Genomic DNA, 19,569 nt, shown 5'->3' on the forward strand with positions numbered 1-19,569 from the left:
GCTTCTGTTCCGAAACCGGTGGATCGACTCATGCGATGAGACTCATGCGATCGTCTGGTTTGATGAGTCTACTTCGTTCCAGTCTGGTCGGCGGATGCCCGCTATCTGGTTTCACAACCCGTCTCGACGGGGAATGAACACCCCGTCCACGGTGCTGCGGACTGTGCTCGCAAGGAAATTCGACAGTGCGAGCTGCTCTTCACGCAGTTGTGCGCTTAACTCCTGTCTCGTCTGATCCAGTGTGACGAGAATGTCAGCTTTCATCTCGTCACGATGCAAAGCTTCCTCCACCTCGATGAATATCTTGTCGGTACCAAGCCAGGTGAGTGCACCGGCCCCGGCTCCACATAACAGTGCAATCGGACCGGACGGTGCGCAGATGGCGGCTGCGGTACCCGCCGAGAGCAGCGAAGACCCTCCCTTCTTGGCAGCAGCCTTGCCAGCTGCGCCCGCTGCGAGCTTGAAACTTTGTTTGGTAGCAACTTTTGCGAGTGTGCCTGAAATCACCTTCTTGGCCAGCGCGGCGCTGGTCACGGTGCCCACCACTGAGCCAGTCGCAAATGCTGTACCCGCCCGGGCGATGTCCGCCTGAACATTGAACATGGGCTGAAACTGAATGGCCTCGTTCAGACAGGCGTTCTCGCTCAGCGCTTGTTCAAGGGATTTGCGGGCAACGCTGGCCACTGTAGAAAAGGAGGCGATGGTCGAGGTCAGAACCGACTCACGCAAGGCGCTGATACCGGATTCCAGGTCACTGTCTGCGAACACCGTTTCTTCCAGTTTGCGTTGCATCAGTTCAGGGAAACCGCCTGTCATCGCGGCTAGTAGGCGCGTATATTCCCCGGTCAGCGAGAAGTACCAGTCCAGATAGGCATCAACACGCCGATCTGCCTCTGCGAACAGACGATCGACGGCTTCATCAATTTGGCGCGCTTGCTCACTATCGATGTGCGCATGCGCCTGGCCGATCTCCTTGTCTGTGGTTGACTGCAAGCGGCTTGTTTTTGCCTCGATGACTGACCGCTCGCGCTGGCATGGGTCGAGCGCGCTTCCAAGCGCAACAACGGGATCCTGAAACGCGTTCAGATCAATGGATGCGATACGTGATTTGGCATACAGAGTGAGCAAGGCAGCCAGTGCAATCACAGAAAAGAAACCCCATGAGAATGCGCGCTCGCGTGGATTCGATCGAGCACCCGGTCTGCGCCGCCGGTAATCACTGACTGCCATCACCCCGCATACAAGGTTTGAGAGCGTCACAGCCAGCAGGCCGCCTGGCAGCAAAAAGAGAATCCAGGCTGCGGCACGGATATCAAAGGCAGGTTGCCCAGGGATCACCATCTGGGCGAAGTGCCAACCCAGTACGCGAGTGGCCTGTGCGACACCTGCAGCCGAGCCCGCCAGTGCACAATCGAAATGCTCGCGCGTCTGCGCGAACGTATCCGTCACCAGTTCCCGCCACGGCAGGGCGCGTACGTCCGGGCTTCCAACCACCGCAAAGTCCACCCAGAACAAGGCGAGCATCGTGAGCAGTAAAAACGTCATCCGCAACGGCCAGCGGCGCATAAGGGCACCCGCGTGTTGCGGCTTGAGTCCCTTGCCAAAGAGGCGATACAGGAGTGGAACGAGCGCCAGAAAAGCCAGTAAGGCGAGCAGTAGCGCAATCCAGTGAGCCGATTGCAGCTGCGAAGCAGTGACCAGCATCACACCGCCCCACATTGGAGCCCATATCAGCAACAGCGCCGAGGTAATCTGCCCCGACCAGAACATTCGCCTGAGCACGTTGCGCTCGACGGTGGCACCCTCAAGTAGAATCCGGCGTCCAGAGAGGGCGCGTTCTCGCTGAGCAATCCAGATCGGAATCGAGACCACTGAGATCGCGGCCAGCATTTGCCAACATGACATTTGCGGCAGATACAAGGCAAGAAAGTAGAGAATGGCAGCACAAACGCCCAGGGCACACGTCACAGCCAGAGCTCGCCGCGTGGCGTTGGGGCCACGGTCCACTGGTGTGGTCGCTCCTGCTGACTGAGAGCTGGGGGCTGTGGTGATACCCGTTGGGGGTACCCTTGGTGAGTTTTGCGGCGAGCCTGCTGTTGCGTTCGTGGCCGAGCCTTCTGCAATTCCTTTGACCGATTGGTTTGCCTCGGGTTTCACCATGCTTTATCGAGATTCCGGGGTTCTATGGGTGTGCGTGTCAGTATGCTGATTGAAGTGTATGCGTAAAAAGCGTCAGGCGCGGTGACGTTCGAAGGACAAAAGCCATGGCCCGGGACAGGGCATGCGGCGTAAACCTTCACGATGCGATGCAAAGTCAGATGAAGAGGGGGATCAACGTTGGCCCGGAAGTCGGAGCGAAAGATGAGCTGAATCTGCCGACTTTCCCCAGTCAGTCCTGTGTCAACGCTATGCCTGATTCTAGTTTGATTACTCCTGACCGGCAGTTTGCGCCCGATCAGCTCGCGCAAAGCGCACAGACAGTGTGCAAGGCCTTCCGGGCGATCTGGCCGAAAGGCGTCAACTGGATGAACAGAGTCAGCGGATAATGCCAGGAAAATGCGTAATCAGGCAAACTCGCAGCCAGGCACTGAACGCCAGTGGCGTGCTCAGAGGGCCGTCTGGTTCACCCGCTTGCTCATGGCTTCGGCCGTTTCCTTGCGCTCGCTGTACCGGTCGACCAGATAGGGGGCGACGTCCCGAGTCAGCAGGGTGAACTTCATCAGTTCTTCCATCACGTCCATGATGCGGTCATAGTAGGCAGACGGCTTCATTCTTCCTGCTTCGTCGAACTCCTGATAGGCCTTGGCAACAGATGACTGGTTGGGGATCGTGATCATGCGCATCCAGCGACCCAGCACACGCATCTGGTTCACGGCGTTAAAGGACTGTGACCCACCGGATACCTGCATGACGGCCAGTGTCTTGCCCTGGGTGGGGCGTACCGCACCGACCGACAGCGGAATCCAGTCAACCTGGGTTTTCATGAGACCTGTCATGGCGCCATGCCGCTCGGGTGAGCACCAGACCATGCCCTCAGCCCATTGCACTAGCTCATGCAGCTCCCTGACCTTGGGGTGATCCTGCGGTGCGTCGTCGACCAGTGGAAGCCCCGATGGATTGAATATCCGGGTCTCGCCGCCTAGTGCCTGCAGAATGCGCGCCGCTTCCTCTGTGACCAGGCGACTGTACGAGCGGTCTCTCAGAGACCCATACAGCAGCAGAAACCGGGGAGGGTGATTCGCTCGTTCGGGTGAGAACAGTGAAAGCCCATCGGGTTTATGAAACAGCTCGGGGTCGATATTGGGCGAGTCGACTAAGAATTCGTGCATGTTTGAACTCCAGCATAGTATTCATTGTTCAGACTCAGGGCCGAGTCTCTGAGGGTGATCCGGTCCAGCAGGTCGACAATGACATCTGGATCCGGTTCCGGGCGATGGTCACCCTGAATTCTGATTGCAAATCTCCCACTCTCGTCTGTCTGACGCCTCAGCAGCAGGTTCGCGCAACCGGCTCACAACAGGGGGTAACCGGCAGGGTGGGTGGGTCCGACTCCGTTCTCGGATCCGTCTCATGAAATACCGGGATATCGCCAAGTGTCTTGAAGTGTTCCCAGGCGATGCCTTGTGGATCCGTGACCCAGTGCTTATGGCTGCGTGCATAGCAACAGGTCGTGGTTCCTTCATCGAGCAGCGTCATGTCGGCGGATTGGGCACGCATTCTCAAAGTGTCGAGTTCTTCTGTATCGTCTGTCTGAACACCCAGGTGATCGATTCCAGGTGCGCTGCCGCGAGTTGATATCGCAAAATTGACCGGCGGGTCATCCAGCATCCACTTTGCGTAGTCACTCTCGACGCGGGCCGGTTGCGTTGCAAACAGTGTTGAGTAGAAGTCGATGTTGCGGCTCAGATCATCGACATGCAGGTGTACGTGAAAACGCTTCATGGTGATAGGCCTCTCAAGAGTCGGGTTTGCAACAGGAAGTCGGTGAGACCGGTGAAGTCAATGAGGACGGCGTATGCAGCGTGGTTGATACATCTGTCACTCTGGGTGTTGATGATGCCGGAGCAGGCGAGCAGTCACTTCCCTGGCAGCAGTGTTCGGTCAGGTAACCGATCAGCTTGTCCATTTGTCCGAAATTCGCGCGATAGATCAGATGCCGTCCTCGTTGCTCGACACTGACCAGGTCTGCATGGGCCAGTTCCTTCAAATGAAAAGACATGGCATTGCGAGCGATCTGCAGTTGGTCAGCCAGCGTACTCGGAGTGAGTCCGATCGGTCCGGCTATCACCAGCGCGCGAAAGGTACGCAACCTTTGAGCATGGGCCAGTGCACCAAGTGCGGAAATGGTTTGTGCTTCATGCATTATTCAATAATACAAGAATGATTGAATTGTTGCTAGAGAAAAATTCTCATTACCTGCGTAGCCCCAATCAGGACTCCTGCCGCATACTGCGGATCAGGCCCTCCACAATCCGGATCATCCAGAAACTGCAGAATGCGGACCCGACCTACGTTCCTTTTAAGAGGAGCAAGCCATGCCCCGATCAGTTCTGGCCAGACGTGACTGCCCCTCGTCTTTGCCGTCGTTCAAACGGCAAAGAAGGGATTACGTGTTCAGAAACACCCGTGCGTGTCGGGGACGTACCGAGACCTTGTCGCCCTCTCGCAGATGCAGAGACGAGAACTGATCTGAACTGACCGTGGCTTCGATGAACGTCGCCATCCTGTCATCCTGACCCGATGTCCCTGGTCGGGTGATCGGAGTCAGTTCCAGGCGAGCCAGCGGTCCGATCATCAACACCCGATCCAGTGTGGCCGCAATGCCCTGGTGCCCATCTGACAAACGGGAGAGCTCGAGATCATGGGGTCGCACGTACGCCTGAGCCGGTTGGTCGCGTGCATGTTCAAGTCCTGTCGCCTCGATCTTGATGCCCTCAAAGTGCATCATGCCGCGGTCGGCGACGCCTTCGAAGCGATTGACATCACCCAGGAATCCGTACACAAAAGGGCTCGCCGGATGGGTCCACACGTCCTGCGGAGATCCGCTCTGTTCGATGACCCCCCTGTTCATCAGTACCACCCGGTCAGATACTTCAAGTGCTTCGTCCTGATCGTGCGTCACAAATATGCTCGTCACATGCAGGTCATCGTGCAGGCGTCGTAACCACCTGCGCAGCTCCTTGCGCACCTTCGCGTCAAGTGCACCGAATGGTTCATCAAGCAGCAGGACCTTGGGCTCGACGGCCAGTGCGCGGGCGAGTGCGATGCGTTGGCGCTGACCGCCAGAGAGTTGCGATGGATATCGGTCTGCAAGCCAGTCCAGTTGAACCATCTTGAGCAGTTCATGCACCTTGTGCTCGATTTCTTTGTCGCAAGGACGGGTCGCCCGGGGTTTGACGCGCAGTCCGAATGCGACGTTCTCAAATACGCTCATGTGGCGAAACAAGGCATAGTGCTGAAACACAAACCCCACATTTCGATCCCGGACGTGCAGGTGCGTGGCGTCTTCGCCGCTGAATGCAATCTGCCCTGAATCGGCCGACTCCAGTCCGGCAATGACGCGAAGCAGCGTGGTCTTGCCACATCCGGAGGGACCGAGCAAGGCAAGTAGCTCGCCGGATTCGATAGTCAGATCAATGTTCCTGAGTGCCTGGAAGTTCCCGAAGTGCTTGTTCAGATTGCGGATTTGAATGCTCATGATAGGGTGGCAAGTAAAGATGGTTCGGATAGCTGTCGAATTGGCCAGCAAGAGTGCGTGAGCCAGTGGGAGAGCGCACCGATCAACGGTGTGCTCCCAGGTGAGATCTTGCGATGGCTTCTGTCATAGGCTTATCGCGACTGCATGTTCGGCAATCTGACCGGCAAGGGCGACAAAGGTGTCAGCAGATCAGTGTCCGGATGGGGTGGTTCGGCTGTTTGCTCGAGCGCTCGCATCTCGCGATCCATACGCCACTGCGCAGTGGTCTTGATCGCAAGGGTCACCAGCGCCAGCAGCGCCAGCAAGGATGCTACAGAGAACGCGGCAACGGCCTGGTACTCGTTGTACAGGATCTCGACTTGCAGTGGCATGGTCGTTGTCTGTCCACGGATATGCCCGGAAACGACCGAGACAGCACCGAATTCACCCATGGCGCGCGCATTGCACAGAATCACGCCGTAGATCAGTCCCCACTTGATGTTGGGTAACGTCACGCGCCAGAATGTCTGCCAGCCCGAGGCGCCGAGCACAATGGCGGCCTGTTCCTCATCGGTTCCCTGAGCCTGCATCAGGGGAATCAGTTCGCGTGCGATGAACGGCACGGTCACGAAGATGGTGGCCAGGATGATGCCCGGAATCGCAAAGATGATTTTGATATCATGCTCGGCCAGCCATGGTCCCAGCCAGCCTTGTGCGCCGAACACCAGGACGTAGGTCAGACCGGCGACTACCGGCGACACCGAGAACGGCAGATCGATCAGTGTCGTCAGAAACGATTTTCCCTTGAACTCGTACTTGGCGATGGCCCAGGCCGCGCAAACGCCAAAGACCAGATTCAGTGGTACGGCGATCAGTGCCGTCAGGAGGGTCAGCCAGATGGCCGAGATGGCATCGGGCTCGGTCACCGCCTGCCAGTAGGCATGCCAGCCGTTACGTAACGCTTCAGCGAAGACGGCAGTCAGCGGTAAAACCAGAAACAACAGCAGGGCCAGCAGCGCCAGCGCCGTGAGTGAGTACTGCACCCAGCGTGGCTCGGACAAGGGTTTCGGGATGGCGTTCGAAGAAACTCCCATGATCAGGCTCCTGCACGTTTACGTTGCCAGACTTGCAGTCCGTTGATGAAAAACAGCATCACAAACGAGATGAGCAGCATGACGCAGGCGACCGCTGTCGCACCGGCATAGTCGTACTGCTCGAGCTTTCCGATGATGACCAGCGAGGTGATTTCGGACACCATGGGAACGTTCCCCGCAATAAAAATCACCGATCCGTATTCACCGATTGCACGCGCGAAAGCCAGCGCAAAACCGGTCAGCAAGGCGGGCAGAATGGTGGGCAGAATGACCTTGATGAAGGTCTGCAGGCGACTGGCACCCAGGCACAGTGCGGCTTCTTCCAGTTCACGCTCGCTGTCCTCCAGGACGGGTTGCACTGTGCGAACCACGAAAGGCAGGCCGATGAAGATGAGTGCGATCACGATGCCTTTCTGATTGAACGCGAGTTCGATCCCGAGCGGATGCAGGAACTGGCCGACCCAGCCGTTGTTGGCCAGAACCGTGGCTAGCGCAATGCCAGCCACGGCTGTAGGCAGTGCGAACGGCAGGTCGACGATGGCATCAATGAACTGTTTGCCCGGAAAGGAGTAGCGCACCAGAACCCACGCCACGAGCAGGCCGAGCACCATGTTGACCAGTGCAGCCAGAAGCGATGCGCCAAAGGTCAGCTGATAGGATGCGACCACCCTGGGTGAGGTGACCGCTTCCACAAACTGGGGCCAGGATAGCGACAGCGTTTTGAGCACCAGCGCACTGAGCGGGATTAACACCACCAGACCCAGGTAGAGCAGGCTGTATCCCAGGGTGATGTTGAACCCGGGTAGAACACGCTTGTGGGCCATGGCTTAGCGACCGACTGTGTAAAGCTTGTCGAACAAGCCGCCATCGTTAAAGTGCACTTTCTGAGCTTCACCTAGCGATCCGAAGTATTGTTCGACGGTGAAGAGTTCTAATGGCTTGAACGTGTCCTGATACTGTTTCAGAACGCTTTCCAGGCGTGGACGAATGCCATGGCGGGCAGCAATCTGCTGGCCTTCGGGGGAGTAGAGAAACGTCAGGTAGGCATGAGCCTGTTCTTCGGTTCCTTTTTTCTGGACCGTACGCTCTACAATCGCCACAGGATTCTCGGCGATGATGCTTGCAGACGGATGGATTGCCTGCACTTTGCCCTTGCCGAATTCACGCTCGACCGACACCACTTCGGATTCGAACGTGATCAGCACGTCACCGATGTTGCGCTGCAGAAAAATCCCGGTCGCGTCCCGTCCACCGCGCGCGAGCACGGGCACGTTCTTGTACAGGTTGGCAACAAATTCCTGTGCCTGCCCGGGTGTCCCGCCTTTGCTGAGTACGTTGCCCCAGGCTGCGAGGTAGGCCATCCGGCCGTTGCCGCCGGTTTTGGGGTTGACAACCACCACCTGGATGCCAGGCTTGATCAGATCGTCCCAATCCTTGATCCCTTTGGGATTGCCATCCCGGACCAGGAACAGCATGGTTGACGTGGTGGGTGCTGCGTTGTCCGGAAACCGGGTTCGCCAGTCTTGTGCAACCACGCCACGGCTGGCCAGGAAGTCCACGTCCGTGGTGGTGTTCATGGTGACCACATCGGCCTCGAGTCCGTCAGCCACGGCACGTGCCTGCGCCGAGGATCCGGCGTGAGACTGGTCGATCCTGATGTCCTGGCCGGTCGTTTTCTTGTAATGATCGACAAATGCCGCGTTCAGGTCCTTGTAGAACTCGCGTGCGACGTCGTATGAGACGTTCAGCAGGCTTTGTTGCGCCTGGGCCGGGGGCGAGATAGCGGAAGTGGTGGCAGCCAGTGTTGCGGCGATCACCAGGGATTTGAACAGGGCTCTCATGTCATGCCTCAAAGTCGAAGAATCAGATGGAAGGCATTATGTAGAGTCCCGATCAGAAGCGGAAATAATAAGTTCTGATTAGCATATGCCGGCCTTGAGCAGACGGTGCTGGCACGTCAGGAATGGTGCTCGCAGCATGCATGGGAAAAGAGTGAAACACGACGCAGAGTTGGGAGTAATTTCCGGGACAGACAATGTCGGGCGAGCCGTCTCGACCAGTTGTGGCACATCCATCCCTTCGGTGGCTCAGAAGCTTCGGTCAGAAGTCGCATTGCCCGGCATCCTCACCCCTTGTACGATCCACTGACCGTTCACGCACGTACTGCACAGACTGCACGGAACACTTCACTCGTGCCTGCTTTAAGTTAAGCTTTGGTTGAGGTTTTGATTCACCGTGCCTGACTGACAGATTGAGCGGAGTCCCATGTACCTGGATGCCCTGACCCGAGACATCATTTTTTCTCCAAGCGATTTGACCACCTTTGCAGCGAGTCCTTATGCCGCGTGGATGGATCAATTGCGCCTGCTTCACCCCGACCGGGCGCCGCAGTCCGACCCCGCTGATCCCTTGAGTATGGCGCTTGCGCGCAAAGGACTGCGGCACGAGGCCAGACAACTCTCGATGTTTCGTGATCTGGGCAAGCAGGTGGTGACCATTCCTGACGTAAGTGCGCGTAGACCTGAAAGTGTGGCGCAGGCACGCCAGATGACACGGCAGGCCATGAAGGAGGGTGCCGATGTGATCTTTCAGGCGCTGCTGGAACAGCGACCGTTTCGTGGTCTGGCAGACTTTCTGGTGAAAGTGCCCGGCATCAGCGAGTTTGGCGAGTATCAATATGAAGTCTGGGATACCAAACTGTCTTCAACGGTCAAACCGTCGCACCTGCTGCAGTTGTGTTGCTACGCTGATATGCTCGAAGCGATACAGGGAGTGCGTTCGCAGTCGGTGGTGGTTGCACTGGGCAGTGGGGAACTTGCACGGTTTCGGACCGATGACTATTTTTACTACTATCAGGCCCTGAAAGCTGCTTTCATTGAAGCGCGCAACGGTTTTGATCCGGATCGGGCTCCTGATCCGGCGGACTATGCATCGCACGGTCGCTGGTCAACCCATGCACAGCAACGGTTGGTGGAGCTCGACCATCTTGGCACAGTGGCCACCATGAGTCGCTCCCAGATTAAAAAACTCAACAAGGCAGGTATCAAAACACGTCAGCAACTGATCGAATCGTCCCCCGATACGGTACCGGGCCTTCAGAACGAAGTACTGCACCGCCTGCGTGCGCAAGCCAGTCTGCAGCAGCGAAGCGAAGGATTGCCAGTCCCTCTGTTTGATTTGCTGCCACCGCATCCAGAGCGAGTTGGCTGGGGGCTGTCGGCCTTGCCGCCACACAGTCCGCTGGATGTGTTCTTTGACATCGAAGGCTATCCCCTGGAGCAGGGCGGTCTGGAGTACCTATGGGGATGTACTTACTTCGACGAGTGTGGTGAGCGTCAGTTTCGCGACTTCTGGGCGCACGATGCAGAGCAGGAAAAGCGGGCGTTCGTCGACTTCATCGACTGGGTCTATGAACGCTGGCTGCAGGATCCCGGCATGCACATCTACCACTACGCCAGCTACGAGATCACTGCCTGCCGCAAACTCATGGGTCGCTATGGGATTCGGGAACACGAAGTTGACCAGTTGCTGCGCAACGGTGTGTTCGTGGATCTGTATGCCGTGGTCAGGACCGGCCTGCGAGTCGGGGAGCCGCGCTATTCCATCAAGAACATCGAACACCTGTATCGACCGGGACGCAGCACCGATGTGGCCTCGGGTGGCGACTCGGTTGTCGCCTATGAGGCCTGGCGTGAAGCCAATTCGGCTGGCCTGGACGGCGATACATGGCAAACCTCGGAGATCTTGCGCAGCTTGCGTGACTACAACCGGGATGATTGCAACTCGACCGAGGAACTGGCGCAGTGGCTCAGAGCCCGTCAGCAAGAATCCGGTATGGTCTATGAGGGCATGAAAGAGGTCCGGGAACCAGAGGTGTCCAGTGAAATTCAGGAACGGGTGTCATTGCGCGATCGTTTATTGCAACTTGCCGAGGTTCAACGGCAGGCGCATCCGGATCGTGCTCGAGTAACCGAGAATCTTGCCTGGATGCTGGAGTTTCACCGACGCGAGAGTAAACCCGTGTTCTGGCGTCTGTTCGATCGACTGGGTCAGGACCATCACGAGCTCGAAGATGACATCGACTGTGTGGCCAACTGCGTGCGTACCGCGCGCGAACCGTTTCTGCCGACATCCCGGGCACGCAATCACGCGTATGAGTACCGGTTCAATCCGGATCAGGAGTTCAAACCGCCACGTGATGATAAAGCACCGTTTCATGTCCTGGGCAGTCAGGAGCAGCTCAAAGTCACCTTTCTCGCCAGCGCATCAGCGCTGGATGAGGGCCTGATCGTGGTGCAGTGCAAGGCCGATCCTGGGCCTGTAATCACCCTGATACCAGACGAATATGTCGACCCGGCCTCTATCCCCGGTGCGATCGAAAATGTCGCGCGCGCCTGGGCAGACAATCTGGCAAACGTAACCTTGACTCCCTCGGCGATTGTCGACTTTTTGTTGCGCGCAAGCCCCAGACGCGGAGAGCTGACGGGGCAGCCTCTGGTGACTGCCGAAGAACCCGCTCAGCGGCTGGATCAGGTCATTGCAGCAGCGGAGTCGCTGGAGAGCAGTTACCTGGCGATTCAAGGACCACCTGGCGCAGGCAAGAGCTTCACTGCAGCGCGCATGATCGGCGCCCTGGTCAGTCAGGGCAAGCGTGTCGGTATCAGTAGCAACAGTCACAAGGCGATCAATAATCTGCTGCTAGGTGTCGCGAGATATTGCCAGGACACTGGAATTGTCGCGCACTGCTGCTGCACCAGGGACACCGAGCCGGAACTGGCGGATCTGGGTGTGGCGTGCATCAAGAATGCCGAACTGCATCTTCATGTCCAGCCAGGGTGTGTGCTTGGGTCGACGGCCTGGGGTTTCACTCGCCCGGACATGGCCGGCACGCTGGACTATCTGTTCGTGGATGAGGCCGGTCAGGTGGCAGTGGCCAATCTGGCTGGTATGAGCCGAAGTGCTCGAAATCTGATTCTCATGGGGGATCAGATGCAACTGGGCCAACCCACCCAGGGCACCCATCCGCTCGAAAGTGGTGCTTCGGTCCTGGACTATCTGCTGCACGATCAGCCCATCATCGATCCCGCACTTGGCGTGTTTCTGGATACCACTTACCGCATGCATCCCGCGGTAAACCGGTTTATCAGCCAGGCTATTTACGAAGGCGAACTCAAAGCCCACCCGGACAACGCCCGACAGCAGATCGAGGTTGCGGTGTCCTGCGAGGAACCGTTGGAGGAGATGAGCCAACTGGACTCTCCTCGTCGAGCCGACCTTGCTGCCGGGGTGATGTTCGTGCCGGTCGAGCATCAGGGCAATACTCAGGCAAGTGACGAAGAGGTCCAGACGATCGCCCGGCTCGCCAGTCAGTTACTGGGGCGTGCCTTTACGGACAAAAAGGGTGGAGTGAGGGCGCTGGACTGGCGCGACATGTTGTTTGTTGCACCCTACAACCACCAGGTCGGCAAGCTCAGGCAGGCGCTGGGTGAGCAGGCCAGAGTGGGCAGTGTCGACAAGTTTCAGGGGCAGGAAGCGCCGGTTGTTTTCTTCAGCTTGTGTTGCAGCGATGCTTCCGAAGCACCTCGCGGCCTGGAGTTTCTGTTCGACAAGCACCGACTGAATGTCGCGATCTCGCGCGCACAGGCGCTGGCCATCGTGGTGGGTCAGCCAGCATTGTTTCGTACTCCCGTGAGCTCGGTCGAGAACATGGCCCGAGTCAATGTTCTGGCTCGACTGGTGTGACTACCTTGCGGAGCGTGGCAAGGGTGGCTGCGATGGCGTTTGATCGGTTGACGACAGGATAAGGAAGGGATCGCCATGGCCCGGATATGGCCAACGCCAGGAACGCGGACAGGGATTCACGGCGGATTGGGTCGGGAGCTTGATGTGATCGAGCTGCTGCCGCTGGCCCAGACCGGTGATGACTACGAAACGTCGTTGCCGTGGAACTTCATGACAAGGATTTGGCTATGCATCTCGTGGCGAGAGAGTCATCCGCTTGATCGCTTGCGTACGAATCGTACTGTGTCATCTACCTCTGACGCCGAAAAAAGTATCGGTGACATGATCCGCCAGAGGCGCTTACGAAACAATGATGTGGTCAATGGACTGAATACAGAAGAACTGCACAAGCATGCCGAACCGGTGGAGAAGCTTCCCGACATGGCGCACGACGAGTCGTATATGGCCCACGTGGATACCGGCCAGCAGGGCGACGTGATCTGGCAGTTCGATCGGTTGGAGACGTTTGGTTTTGCGTGTCTGCTACCAGGACATTTTCAGGCGGGAATGGTCGGCAAAATACAGCCCGAGTGAGTGCTGCCCCTAACCTCAAACCAGGGATGCTGTATGAGCCTATACAGAGTCTGTGACAATGGTGTTTGTCGCGCAGTCGCCCTCAATTCTCAAGGGGATCCAGGTCACTCACCAAGTCCGCTTTGATGCGATCGAGAAAGATAGTCAGTATGTCCTGACCAGGATCGAGCAAATCAACCCTCAGGGAAATCTGGTGTGCGACGTTCGTGATGGGTGTTCAAGTAACCCTGTGTCAGATAGATTCCGGATCAAACGGTTTGGGTCCGCCTGATTCGATGGTAGGCCACAACAAGGGCAGGTACACCGCTGCCATCGCGATGAAGCCGATCACATGAAATGGATAGGTTTGCTCCGAGATCATCAGGTACAGACCAATCACAACGATCAACACCGAGGCGATGGCGACCACAATTGTGGATATCCATTCGATTTTACTTGGTCCCTTCAGATAGAGGGCATCCGGGTTGGCCAGTCGCAGTCGCCTGATGATGGTTGATACCAACTCCCAGTAGGATAGCGAACGCAGTGCGTGGCGTGCGCCTGCGGATTCTTTTCTTTCTGCACGGCTTTGCCAGTGCAGGTCCGTGATGAGGTGTCTGCGCCCCGATTTCTCTGTCAGGTAGCACAAGGCCTGACTTTGCATGCCAGCAGTCCGGGACTGAATGCGCAGACTTGAAACGTCGGCCAGAGAAACGCTTTGTGCGTTCTGGCCGTCCGCATCGCTCCAGCAGAAAAACTCGCCTTCCAGCCAGTAACGCCGTACTGATCTGAAAATTCCGGATCGCACCACATGGAGGTGCTCAATTGAGGTTTTAGGGTTTTCATGCGTAGCAGTCATCTCTCTGTCCTTGATGCATGAGATGGGCGTTCGATCTGAAGCATCTCCGATGGAACGGTGCCCGTATGCCAGTTGCTCAGTACGATGTTTGGACCGTGTCAACCAATAACAATATTGAGTCTTATCAGTTATTTCTTTTATAACGCAGCGCTTAAGAATCGTTAACTGGTTCCGGGTTGCTGACCGTCATTTTTTTTGCCCACTCTCGATATAGAGCAGAGATCGCTTCAAGCTTGGTGCCTGCTTCTGTCGAATTGGCTCTGGCTGAGCAAGAGAGTGGACGCAACCGACCGGTATTGTGTGTGATAGGGGGTAGTTCCTGCCAATACTCTCTGCAAAGTGTGTATACGGAAGTGCAGCGTGAGGCGCACCTGACCCATGTCGTTTTACAGAAAGAGGAGTACGATATTCTGAAAGAGCTCGCTGAACTTGAGGAAACCCCCAACGTTGCGGGTCTGGAACTGCCGGGCATCGACATTGCATCATTGGCCAAAGGCTACGGCGCCAACGCGGTGTCCACACGAACTGCGGGCGAACTCGGTACGGTCTATCGTGTATCCCTGAAAGTCAAATGATCGCTGGTCATCATGGTGCCGATCATCAGAAACCGGGCAGATTGATTTTAAAGTGAGGTGATCGCGACGGAATCGGCTGGTTCTGTGTTTATGTTCAGCCTGTCAGACCGATCACGACCGCAGACGCTTGGACCGCCGCCATAGCGGATTGTCTGAGTCTGAGAGGTGAAGTCGAATCAGGGCTGGTGAGTCCGGCAATCTGCAAGCCTGGTGACAATGCCAGCGACACCTGGCGATCTGTGGAGGATCGCGATCGCCTCGAGATGGTGCCTTTGAGGATGTTGACCTCCCCAACACCCACGATAGTGGGGGCGACAGTGACCGCTGTTGCCTTGCATAGCGCAAGTACAGACATGCCTCTGGCAAGGCCCAGCAGTTCCAGGCTCTCTCGAGTGATCCTGGAAACCAGGTGTTGACCATCTGCAAGTGCTAGCGTCACTTGCACGTCTGCATGTCGCGTCTGGATTTCGACGACTTCACAAGGCAGCTGATTGCGCATGCTGGTGCGCAACCCGATGCCGACGATATTTCGTAGTTCGGGCCTGGATCCGCTGTCTTTTACAGCGATGTTTTCAACTGCCTCAGCATTCATGGCTGCACGAATACGCGTCAGGGCATCGGCTCTGGCAGTATTCAGGATCTCGGCCGCCTGCATGAGCTGCAGTCCTGCGCGGGTCAGGTGGGTTCCGCCACCGCCTGATCCACCCACAGCTTTTTCAGTCAGTGGCACGCCTGCGAGATTGCCAAGCGTTTCAACAGCTTGCCATGCTGCTTTGTAGCTGACTCCATTGGCGCGCGCCGCCTCGGAGATCGATCCAAACAGATGGATCGATCGGAGAATCTCGATTCTCCGATCGGTTGTCGTACTACCCAGAACCTCTTCAAACTGAATGGCTGATTCGGTCATCGTGCATTGCCTTGAAAATGGTTCGCTTGCAGGATCGCAAAGCAAGGTCTCACGCCATTGACGCTAAATGTCGACGTCAAGGTTCGGTGCTTCTGAAAGCTCGCTGGTGCTGATATCGCTATTCCAAAAATGAATAGCGTGTTAGATTTAATGTTCCTGATAATAATAGCGGAGTCAGCGTTGATTTCAGTCATGGTTCCAATCCGCTTCAAGCGAACGTCCTATCGATCATCTGGAGCGGACTCTCGAATCGGCACAGAAACGTCTGGCACATTCTTTGCTCAAAAATTGCTGCTTCTAATGACTGCTTTCAGTACGCCGCTGGTTGCGCAGTCTGCCGAGGTCAACGTGGCGGTGGCCGCGAATTTTACAGCGCCGATGAAACTGATTGCTCAGTCTTTCGAGCAGAAAACGGGGCACAAGGCAATACTGGCTTTCGGGGGAACAGGGCAGTTCTATGCGCAGATTCGTCATGGTGCTCCGTTTGGTGTCTTGCTGGCTGCAGACCAGGAGACGCCGTCCAGACTGGAGAGCGAAGGGTTTGCGGTGAAGGGAACGTCCTTTACCTATGCAACCGGACAGCTCGTGTTGTGGAGCAGGCAGCCCGATCTGATCAAGGATTCGGCTGATGTTCTGAAAACAGCCCGGTTTCAACGGATTGCCATCGCCAATCCAAAGCTAGCACCCTATGGACGTGCTGCATACGACGTGCTGGACAAGCTCGATCTGTTGTCAACAGTCAAACCGAAGGTTGTGGAGGGGAGCAATATCGCCCAGACCTTCCAGTTTGTCTCATCAGGCAACGCTCAGATCGGCTTTGTCGCGCTTTCACAGGTGTTAGAGAAAGGGCAGATCAGAGAAGGTTCGGGCTGGATCGTACCGGGGAGTCTGTATGAACCGATCCGTCAGGACGCAGTTTTACTCAGTTCAGGACAAGACAATCCAGCTGCAACAGCCCTGCTGGAGTATCTGCATGGCGACAAAGCCAAAGCCGTGATCGAATCGTTCGGATATGTGGTGCAGTAGCGGTGGTCGCGGTTTTGTTGACCAACTATGAGCGCAAGCCCCTGGCTTTAGCCATGGAGTGGTTCAGGTTCTGTTGATCGACTCTGCGATCTGATGTGAGCACCAGTCAACCTGCATTTTCCGGTAACTTCTTTTATCTTGTGCATAACAATGGACAAACCTCTGGAATGAATACCATGCTGGATAAAAACGACTGCGTCAATCGAGCTAGAACAGGTTGTGGCAATGCATGACTGGCCTATCGGACCTGAGGCCTGGCAGGCGATTGGACTGACGCTGCAGCTTGCCGCCATGACGACTTTGACTTTGCTGGTGATTGCCACGCCGCTCGCCTGGTGGCTGTCTCAGACGCAATCCAGATGGCGCGCCCCGATCGCAGCGCTTGTGACTTTGCCCCTGGTGTTGCCACCCACTGTACTTGGTTTCTACATTCTGGTGCTTCTCGGCCCTCAGGGCTGGGTTGGCATGCTGACAGAGTGGCTGGGTATTGGACTTCTCTCCTTTTCGTTTGGCGGGCTGCTGACTGGTTCGATCATTGCGTCGCTGCCATTCGCGGTGCAACCGATTCAGTATGCGTTTGAAGCGATCGGTAAAAGGCCGCTTGAGGTGGCAGCCACCTTGCGAGCCAGGCCGCTTGATGCATTTTTCAACGTCGCGTTGCCATTGGCCAGGCCTGGACTGCTGACCGCCACGGTTCTGAGTTTTGCGCATACGGTGGGTGAGTTTGGGGTTGTATTGATGATTGGTGGCAACATCCCAGGACAGACGCGGGTGGTGTCGACTCAGATCTTCGGTTATGTCGAAGCCATGGAGTACACCGCAGCCCACTGGCTTGCAGGAGCAATGGTGGTGTTCTCATTCGGAGTGCTGATTTCGCTTTCATTTTTAAAGAAACGGTCCGACAGAGTGATGCCATGAGCGAGCAATCGAGAGTGATCGCACCGTTGCGTTCGACGATGAAGCAGAATCTGGCTCTGAAGCTACAACTGGATCGGAAGGACTTTCGTCTGCAGGTTGATCTGAGCCTGCCTGCAACGGGTGTAACAGTACTGTTCGGGCCATCAGGATCCGGTAAAACCACGGTGCTTCGTTGTGTGGCAGGGCTCGAGCGGGGCAGGGGGCGTGTTCTGATCGGTGACGAGGCCTGGCAAGACAGTGACCGTGGTGCCTGGTTGCCCACATGGGCACGCGATCTGGGTTATGTGTTTCAAGAGGCCAGTCTGTTCGAGCACATGGATGTGCAGGCCAATCTTCGGTTTGGGCTGCAGCGTACCAAGACGGCCAGTGGACAGCAAGCACTGGATGCTGCCGTTGAAATGCTTGGCATTGGTCATTTGCTCAAACGCAAACCTCAGAGCCTGTCCGGTGGTGAACGCCAGCGTGTGGCGATTGCAAGGGCACTAGCGACGCAACCCAGGATTCTTTTGCTGGATGAACCACTGGCCTCCCTGGATGTGGTGCGTCGCCAGGAGCTTTTGCCCTGGCTTGAGCGTATGCACCTGGCGTTGCAAATCCCTGTGCTGTATGTCACCCATTCGATGGAGGAACTCACGCGGCTCGCTGATCACGTAGTGCTCATGGAGGGTGGACAGGTCAGGATTGAAGGCCCGGTCTCGCAGGTCTTGTCCGATCCTCAGTTTGCCGCCGCAGTCGGTGGCGAGGCAGGTACAGTTCTGACCGGCATAATCAAGTCGCACGATGATGCTTTCCATCTCACTTGCGTGGATCTGCATGGATCAGAAATCTGGGTGCGAAAGCGCGACGCGAGAATAGGGACAGTTGTCAGATTGCATATCCATGCCAATGATGTGAGTCTTGCCACCTCCGAGCCACGGGATACCTCGATTCAGAACATTCTGAGGGGTGTGGTCGACGTCATTGACGATGACAGCCACCCTGCAAGCTGTCTGGTTCGAATCAGACACGCTGACCAGTGTCTGATTGCCCGGGTGACACGCAAGGCAGTTGCCAGTTTGAAGCTCGAAGCGCAAGTCAGTGTCTGGGTTCAGATCAAGTCAGTGGCGTTAAGCGAGCGGTGACATAGAATCGATTTCAGAGCCCCGGAGCTTTGTGTCGACTGCTTGTTTGTTTGTGATGTTGCACCAGCATCTATTTTGCTTTCATTCTTCTACGGTTAGATGAGTCGAAACGGAATGCTGGTATTTGAAAAGGATGGGTCACTTTCTCAAGATAGTCAGGCTGGTGTTGACCTCGACCAGTACAGGTCCTTCAACTTTTAAAGCCTGAGTGGCCACGTTGGCAATATCTTCTTCGGATTCAATGCGCAAGGCGGTACATCCGAACGATTCGGCTAACGCTTTGAAATCCGGTCCAGGGAGAGCAGTGGCATGCGCACCACCCGGATAGTGTTTCTCCTGATGAAAATAGATGGGGCCCAGTGACCGATTGTTTGCCAGAAAAATGCAGATGGGAAGCTTCTTTTCGACTGCGATGGCGAGATCAAATCCAGTCATCATGAAGCCGCCGTCCCCGACCAGACAGATAACCTTCTTTCGTGGTTCCCGAAGTGCGACCGCGATAGAGCCGGGTATTCCAAACCCCATGACACCTGCCATCGTCGCGTATAGTCTTCTCTGACCGTAGAAAGAGAAGTATCGGTAGACCAGTGCAGCTGAAATGCCCGCGTCCGGAACGATGCTGACGTTCTCCCCCACTGTGCAAGAGAGATGGTTGATCGGAATGTGCGGCAAACCTCGTCCAAGTGATTTGGTTGCGTAGCAACCTTTAGGCGAAGCCGCCGAACTTGGTCGGGGAAGGATAGCGCGCACGGCATAGCCGTCCTTGTCGTGGCTCTTAATGCGGTGTTTGCTGCTGTTCGATGTACTGGCGGACGATGCCGATAGGTGCTTCGCCACAAGATGCGGCAAAGTAGGAAGGCGACCAAAGCATGTTTTTCCAATACCGTCCCTTAATGTCTGGACGCTCGTTACGCAGCCGCCGACTGGATGCGCCCTTGAGGCTATTCACCAGCGCCGATACCGACACCTTCGGCGGGTACTCCACCAGCAAGTGCACATGGTCGCTCTCGCCGTCCATTTCAATCATCTCAACCCGGTTGATGAACGTGTTGCCGCGCTCCACTCTGCACTGTTACGCTCAGTAACGGATCCGCAGAG

Annotated in this window: 17 protein-coding genes and 1 pseudogene; 6 read left to right on the forward strand and 12 right to left on the reverse strand. The window is 56.4% G+C overall.

Features of this window, described 5'->3' with window-relative positions:
• Positions 1–111 precede the first annotated feature (111 nt).
• The 8 genes from DBV39_RS02350 to DBV39_RS02390 form a co-directional block, all read right to left on the reverse strand.
• A complete protein-coding gene (locus DBV39_RS02350; RefSeq protein ID WP_159078750.1) occupies positions 112–1,890 on the reverse strand; it encodes a hypothetical protein in 1,779 nt (592 codons plus the stop codon).
• A gap of 716 nt (positions 1,891–2,606) precedes the next feature.
• The gene (gene arsH, locus DBV39_RS02360; protein ID WP_108620190.1) at positions 2,607–3,329 is read right to left on the reverse strand and encodes an arsenical resistance protein ArsH; all 723 of its coding nucleotides are present in this window, start codon (positions 3,327–3,329) and stop codon (positions 2,607–2,609) included.
• Between the two features lie 157 nt (positions 3,330–3,486).
• Complete coding sequence (locus DBV39_RS02365; RefSeq protein WP_108620191.1) at positions 3,487–3,942, reverse strand: ArsI/CadI family heavy metal resistance metalloenzyme; 456 nt, start codon at positions 3,940–3,942, stop codon at positions 3,487–3,489.
• A gap of 13 nt (positions 3,943–3,955) precedes the next feature.
• Positions 3,956–4,363, reverse strand: coding sequence for an ArsR/SmtB family transcription factor (locus DBV39_RS02370; protein ID WP_108620192.1), 408 nt, complete (start codon positions 4,361–4,363; stop codon positions 3,956–3,958).
• Between the two features lie 243 nt (positions 4,364–4,606).
• Positions 4,607–5,698: a sulfate/molybdate ABC transporter ATP-binding protein gene (locus tag DBV39_RS02375; RefSeq protein WP_108620193.1), complete on the reverse strand. Its 1,092-nt coding sequence runs from the start codon at positions 5,696–5,698 to the stop codon at positions 4,607–4,609.
• Positions 5,699–5,829: 131 nt separating this feature from the next.
• A complete protein-coding gene (cysW, locus tag DBV39_RS02380) occupies positions 5,830–6,771 on the reverse strand; it encodes a sulfate ABC transporter permease subunit CysW (RefSeq protein WP_108620194.1) in 942 nt (313 codons plus the stop codon).
• Positions 6,772–6,773: 2 nt separating this feature from the next.
• The gene (gene cysT / locus DBV39_RS02385) at positions 6,774–7,595 is read right to left on the reverse strand and encodes a sulfate ABC transporter permease subunit CysT (RefSeq protein WP_108620195.1); all 822 of its coding nucleotides are present in this window, start codon (positions 7,593–7,595) and stop codon (positions 6,774–6,776) included.
• A 3-nt stretch (positions 7,596–7,598) separates the two neighbouring features.
• Positions 7,599–8,612, reverse strand: coding sequence for a sulfate ABC transporter substrate-binding protein (locus DBV39_RS02390; protein ID WP_108620196.1), 1,014 nt, complete (start codon positions 8,610–8,612; stop codon positions 7,599–7,601).
• A 424-nt stretch (positions 8,613–9,036) separates the two neighbouring features.
• Here DBV39_RS02390 and DBV39_RS02395 point away from each other — a divergent pair, with 424 nt between their 5' ends.
• Both DBV39_RS02395 and DBV39_RS02400 read left to right on the forward strand, forming a co-directional pair.
• Complete coding sequence (locus DBV39_RS02395; RefSeq protein WP_108620197.1) at positions 9,037–12,513, forward strand: TM0106 family RecB-like putative nuclease; 3,477 nt, start codon at positions 9,037–9,039, stop codon at positions 12,511–12,513.
• Between the two features lie 75 nt (positions 12,514–12,588).
• A complete protein-coding gene (locus DBV39_RS02400) occupies positions 12,589–13,086 on the forward strand; it encodes a cupredoxin domain-containing protein (RefSeq protein WP_108620198.1) in 498 nt (165 codons plus the stop codon).
• A gap of 232 nt (positions 13,087–13,318) precedes the next feature.
• Here DBV39_RS02400 and DBV39_RS02410 read toward each other — a convergent pair whose 3' ends face one another.
• On the reverse strand, positions 13,319–13,924 hold the full coding sequence (locus DBV39_RS02410; RefSeq protein ID WP_108620200.1) for a hypothetical protein: 606 nt from the start codon (positions 13,922–13,924) through the stop codon (positions 13,319–13,321).
• A 302-nt stretch (positions 13,925–14,226) separates the two neighbouring features.
• Between DBV39_RS02410 and DBV39_RS02415 the strand changes: the two genes are divergently transcribed.
• Positions 14,227–14,499, forward strand: coding sequence for a thiamine pyrophosphate-dependent enzyme (locus DBV39_RS02415; protein ID WP_265416026.1), 273 nt, complete (start codon positions 14,227–14,229; stop codon positions 14,497–14,499).
• 94 nt (positions 14,500–14,593) lie between these two features.
• On the opposite strand, the gene DBV39_RS02420 is transcribed toward DBV39_RS02415, so the two are convergent.
• Positions 14,594–15,406 (reverse strand): TOBE domain-containing protein, encoded by an 813-nt coding sequence (locus DBV39_RS02420; RefSeq protein WP_108620202.1) that lies wholly within the window; start codon positions 15,404–15,406, stop codon positions 14,594–14,596.
• A 300-nt stretch (positions 15,407–15,706) separates the two neighbouring features.
• Here DBV39_RS02420 and modA point away from each other — a divergent pair, with 300 nt between their 5' ends.
• From modA to modC, 3 genes are all read left to right on the forward strand, one after another.
• Entirely contained in the window at positions 15,707–16,432 is a 726-nt protein-coding gene (gene modA, locus DBV39_RS02430) for a molybdate ABC transporter substrate-binding protein (RefSeq protein ID WP_108623034.1), read from the forward strand.
• Positions 16,433–16,657: 225 nt separating this feature from the next.
• Complete coding sequence (gene modB / locus DBV39_RS02435) at positions 16,658–17,350, forward strand: molybdate ABC transporter permease subunit (protein WP_108620204.1); 693 nt, start codon at positions 16,658–16,660, stop codon at positions 17,348–17,350.
• Positions 17,347–18,471, forward strand: coding sequence for a molybdenum ABC transporter ATP-binding protein (gene modC, locus DBV39_RS02440; RefSeq protein ID WP_227870773.1), 1,125 nt, complete (start codon positions 17,347–17,349; stop codon positions 18,469–18,471). Before modB ends, modC begins: the two co-directional genes overlap by 4 nt.
• 138 nt (positions 18,472–18,609) lie before the next feature.
• Here the strand turns inward: modC and DBV39_RS02445 are convergent, their stop codons facing one another.
• Together DBV39_RS02445 and tnpA are read right to left on the reverse strand one after the other, a co-directional pair.
• Positions 18,610–19,221 carry a thiamine pyrophosphate-dependent enzyme gene (locus tag DBV39_RS02445; protein ID WP_159078751.1) on the reverse strand — a complete coding sequence of 204 codons (612 nt, stop codon included), beginning with the start codon at positions 19,219–19,221 and terminating at the stop codon, positions 18,610–18,612.
• 25 nt (positions 19,222–19,246) lie between these two features.
• Positions 19,247–19,501, reverse strand: a pseudogene (gene tnpA, locus DBV39_RS02450) (IS200/IS605 family transposase); the annotation flags it as partial.
• Positions 19,502–19,569 lie beyond the last annotated feature (68 nt).

It is taken from the genome of Orrella marina (genome assembly GCF_003058465.1).
Taxonomy (GTDB): Bacteria; Pseudomonadota; Gammaproteobacteria; order Burkholderiales; family Burkholderiaceae_B; genus Algicoccus; species Algicoccus marinus.

Coding starts and splice junctions, on each gene's coding strand:
- DBV39_RS02350 (WP_159078750.1), bottom strand. CDS start 1,890: ATGCTGGCCGCGATCTCAGTGGTCTCGATTCCGATCTGGATTGCTCAG.
- arsH (WP_108620190.1), bottom strand. CDS start 3,329: ATGCACGAATTCTTAGTCGACTCGCCCAATATCGACCCCGAGCTGTTT.
- DBV39_RS02365 (WP_108620191.1), bottom strand. CDS start 3,942: ATGAAGCGTTTTCACGTACACCTGCATGTCGATGATCTGAGCCGCAAC.
- DBV39_RS02370 (WP_108620192.1), bottom strand. CDS start 4,363: ATGCATGAAGCACAAACCATTTCCGCACTTGGTGCACTGGCCCATGCT.
- DBV39_RS02375 (WP_108620193.1), bottom strand. CDS start 5,698: ATGAGCATTCAAATCCGCAATCTGAACAAGCACTTCGGGAACTTCCAG.
- cysW (WP_108620194.1), bottom strand. CDS start 6,771: ATGGGAGTTTCTTCGAACGCCATCCCGAAACCCTTGTCCGAGCCACGC.
- cysT (WP_108620195.1), bottom strand. CDS start 7,595: ATGGCCCACAAGCGTGTTCTACCCGGGTTCAACATCACCCTGGGATAC.
- DBV39_RS02390 (WP_108620196.1), bottom strand. CDS start 8,612: ATGAGAGCCCTGTTCAAATCCCTGGTGATCGCCGCAACACTGGCTGCC.
- DBV39_RS02395 (WP_108620197.1), top strand. CDS start 9,037: ATGTACCTGGATGCCCTGACCCGAGACATCATTTTTTCTCCAAGCGAT.
- DBV39_RS02400 (WP_108620198.1), top strand. CDS start 12,589: ATGGCCCGGATATGGCCAACGCCAGGAACGCGGACAGGGATTCACGGC.
- DBV39_RS02410 (WP_108620200.1), bottom strand. CDS start 13,924: ATGACTGCTACGCATGAAAACCCTAAAACCTCAATTGAGCACCTCCAT.
- DBV39_RS02420 (WP_108620202.1), bottom strand. CDS start 15,406: ATGACCGAATCAGCCATTCAGTTTGAAGAGGTTCTGGGTAGTACGACA.
- modA (WP_108623034.1), top strand. CDS start 15,707: ATGACTGCTTTCAGTACGCCGCTGGTTGCGCAGTCTGCCGAGGTCAAC.
- modB (WP_108620204.1), top strand. CDS start 16,658: ATGCATGACTGGCCTATCGGACCTGAGGCCTGGCAGGCGATTGGACTG.
- modC (WP_227870773.1), top strand. CDS start 17,347: ATGAGCGAGCAATCGAGAGTGATCGCACCGTTGCGTTCGACGATGAAG.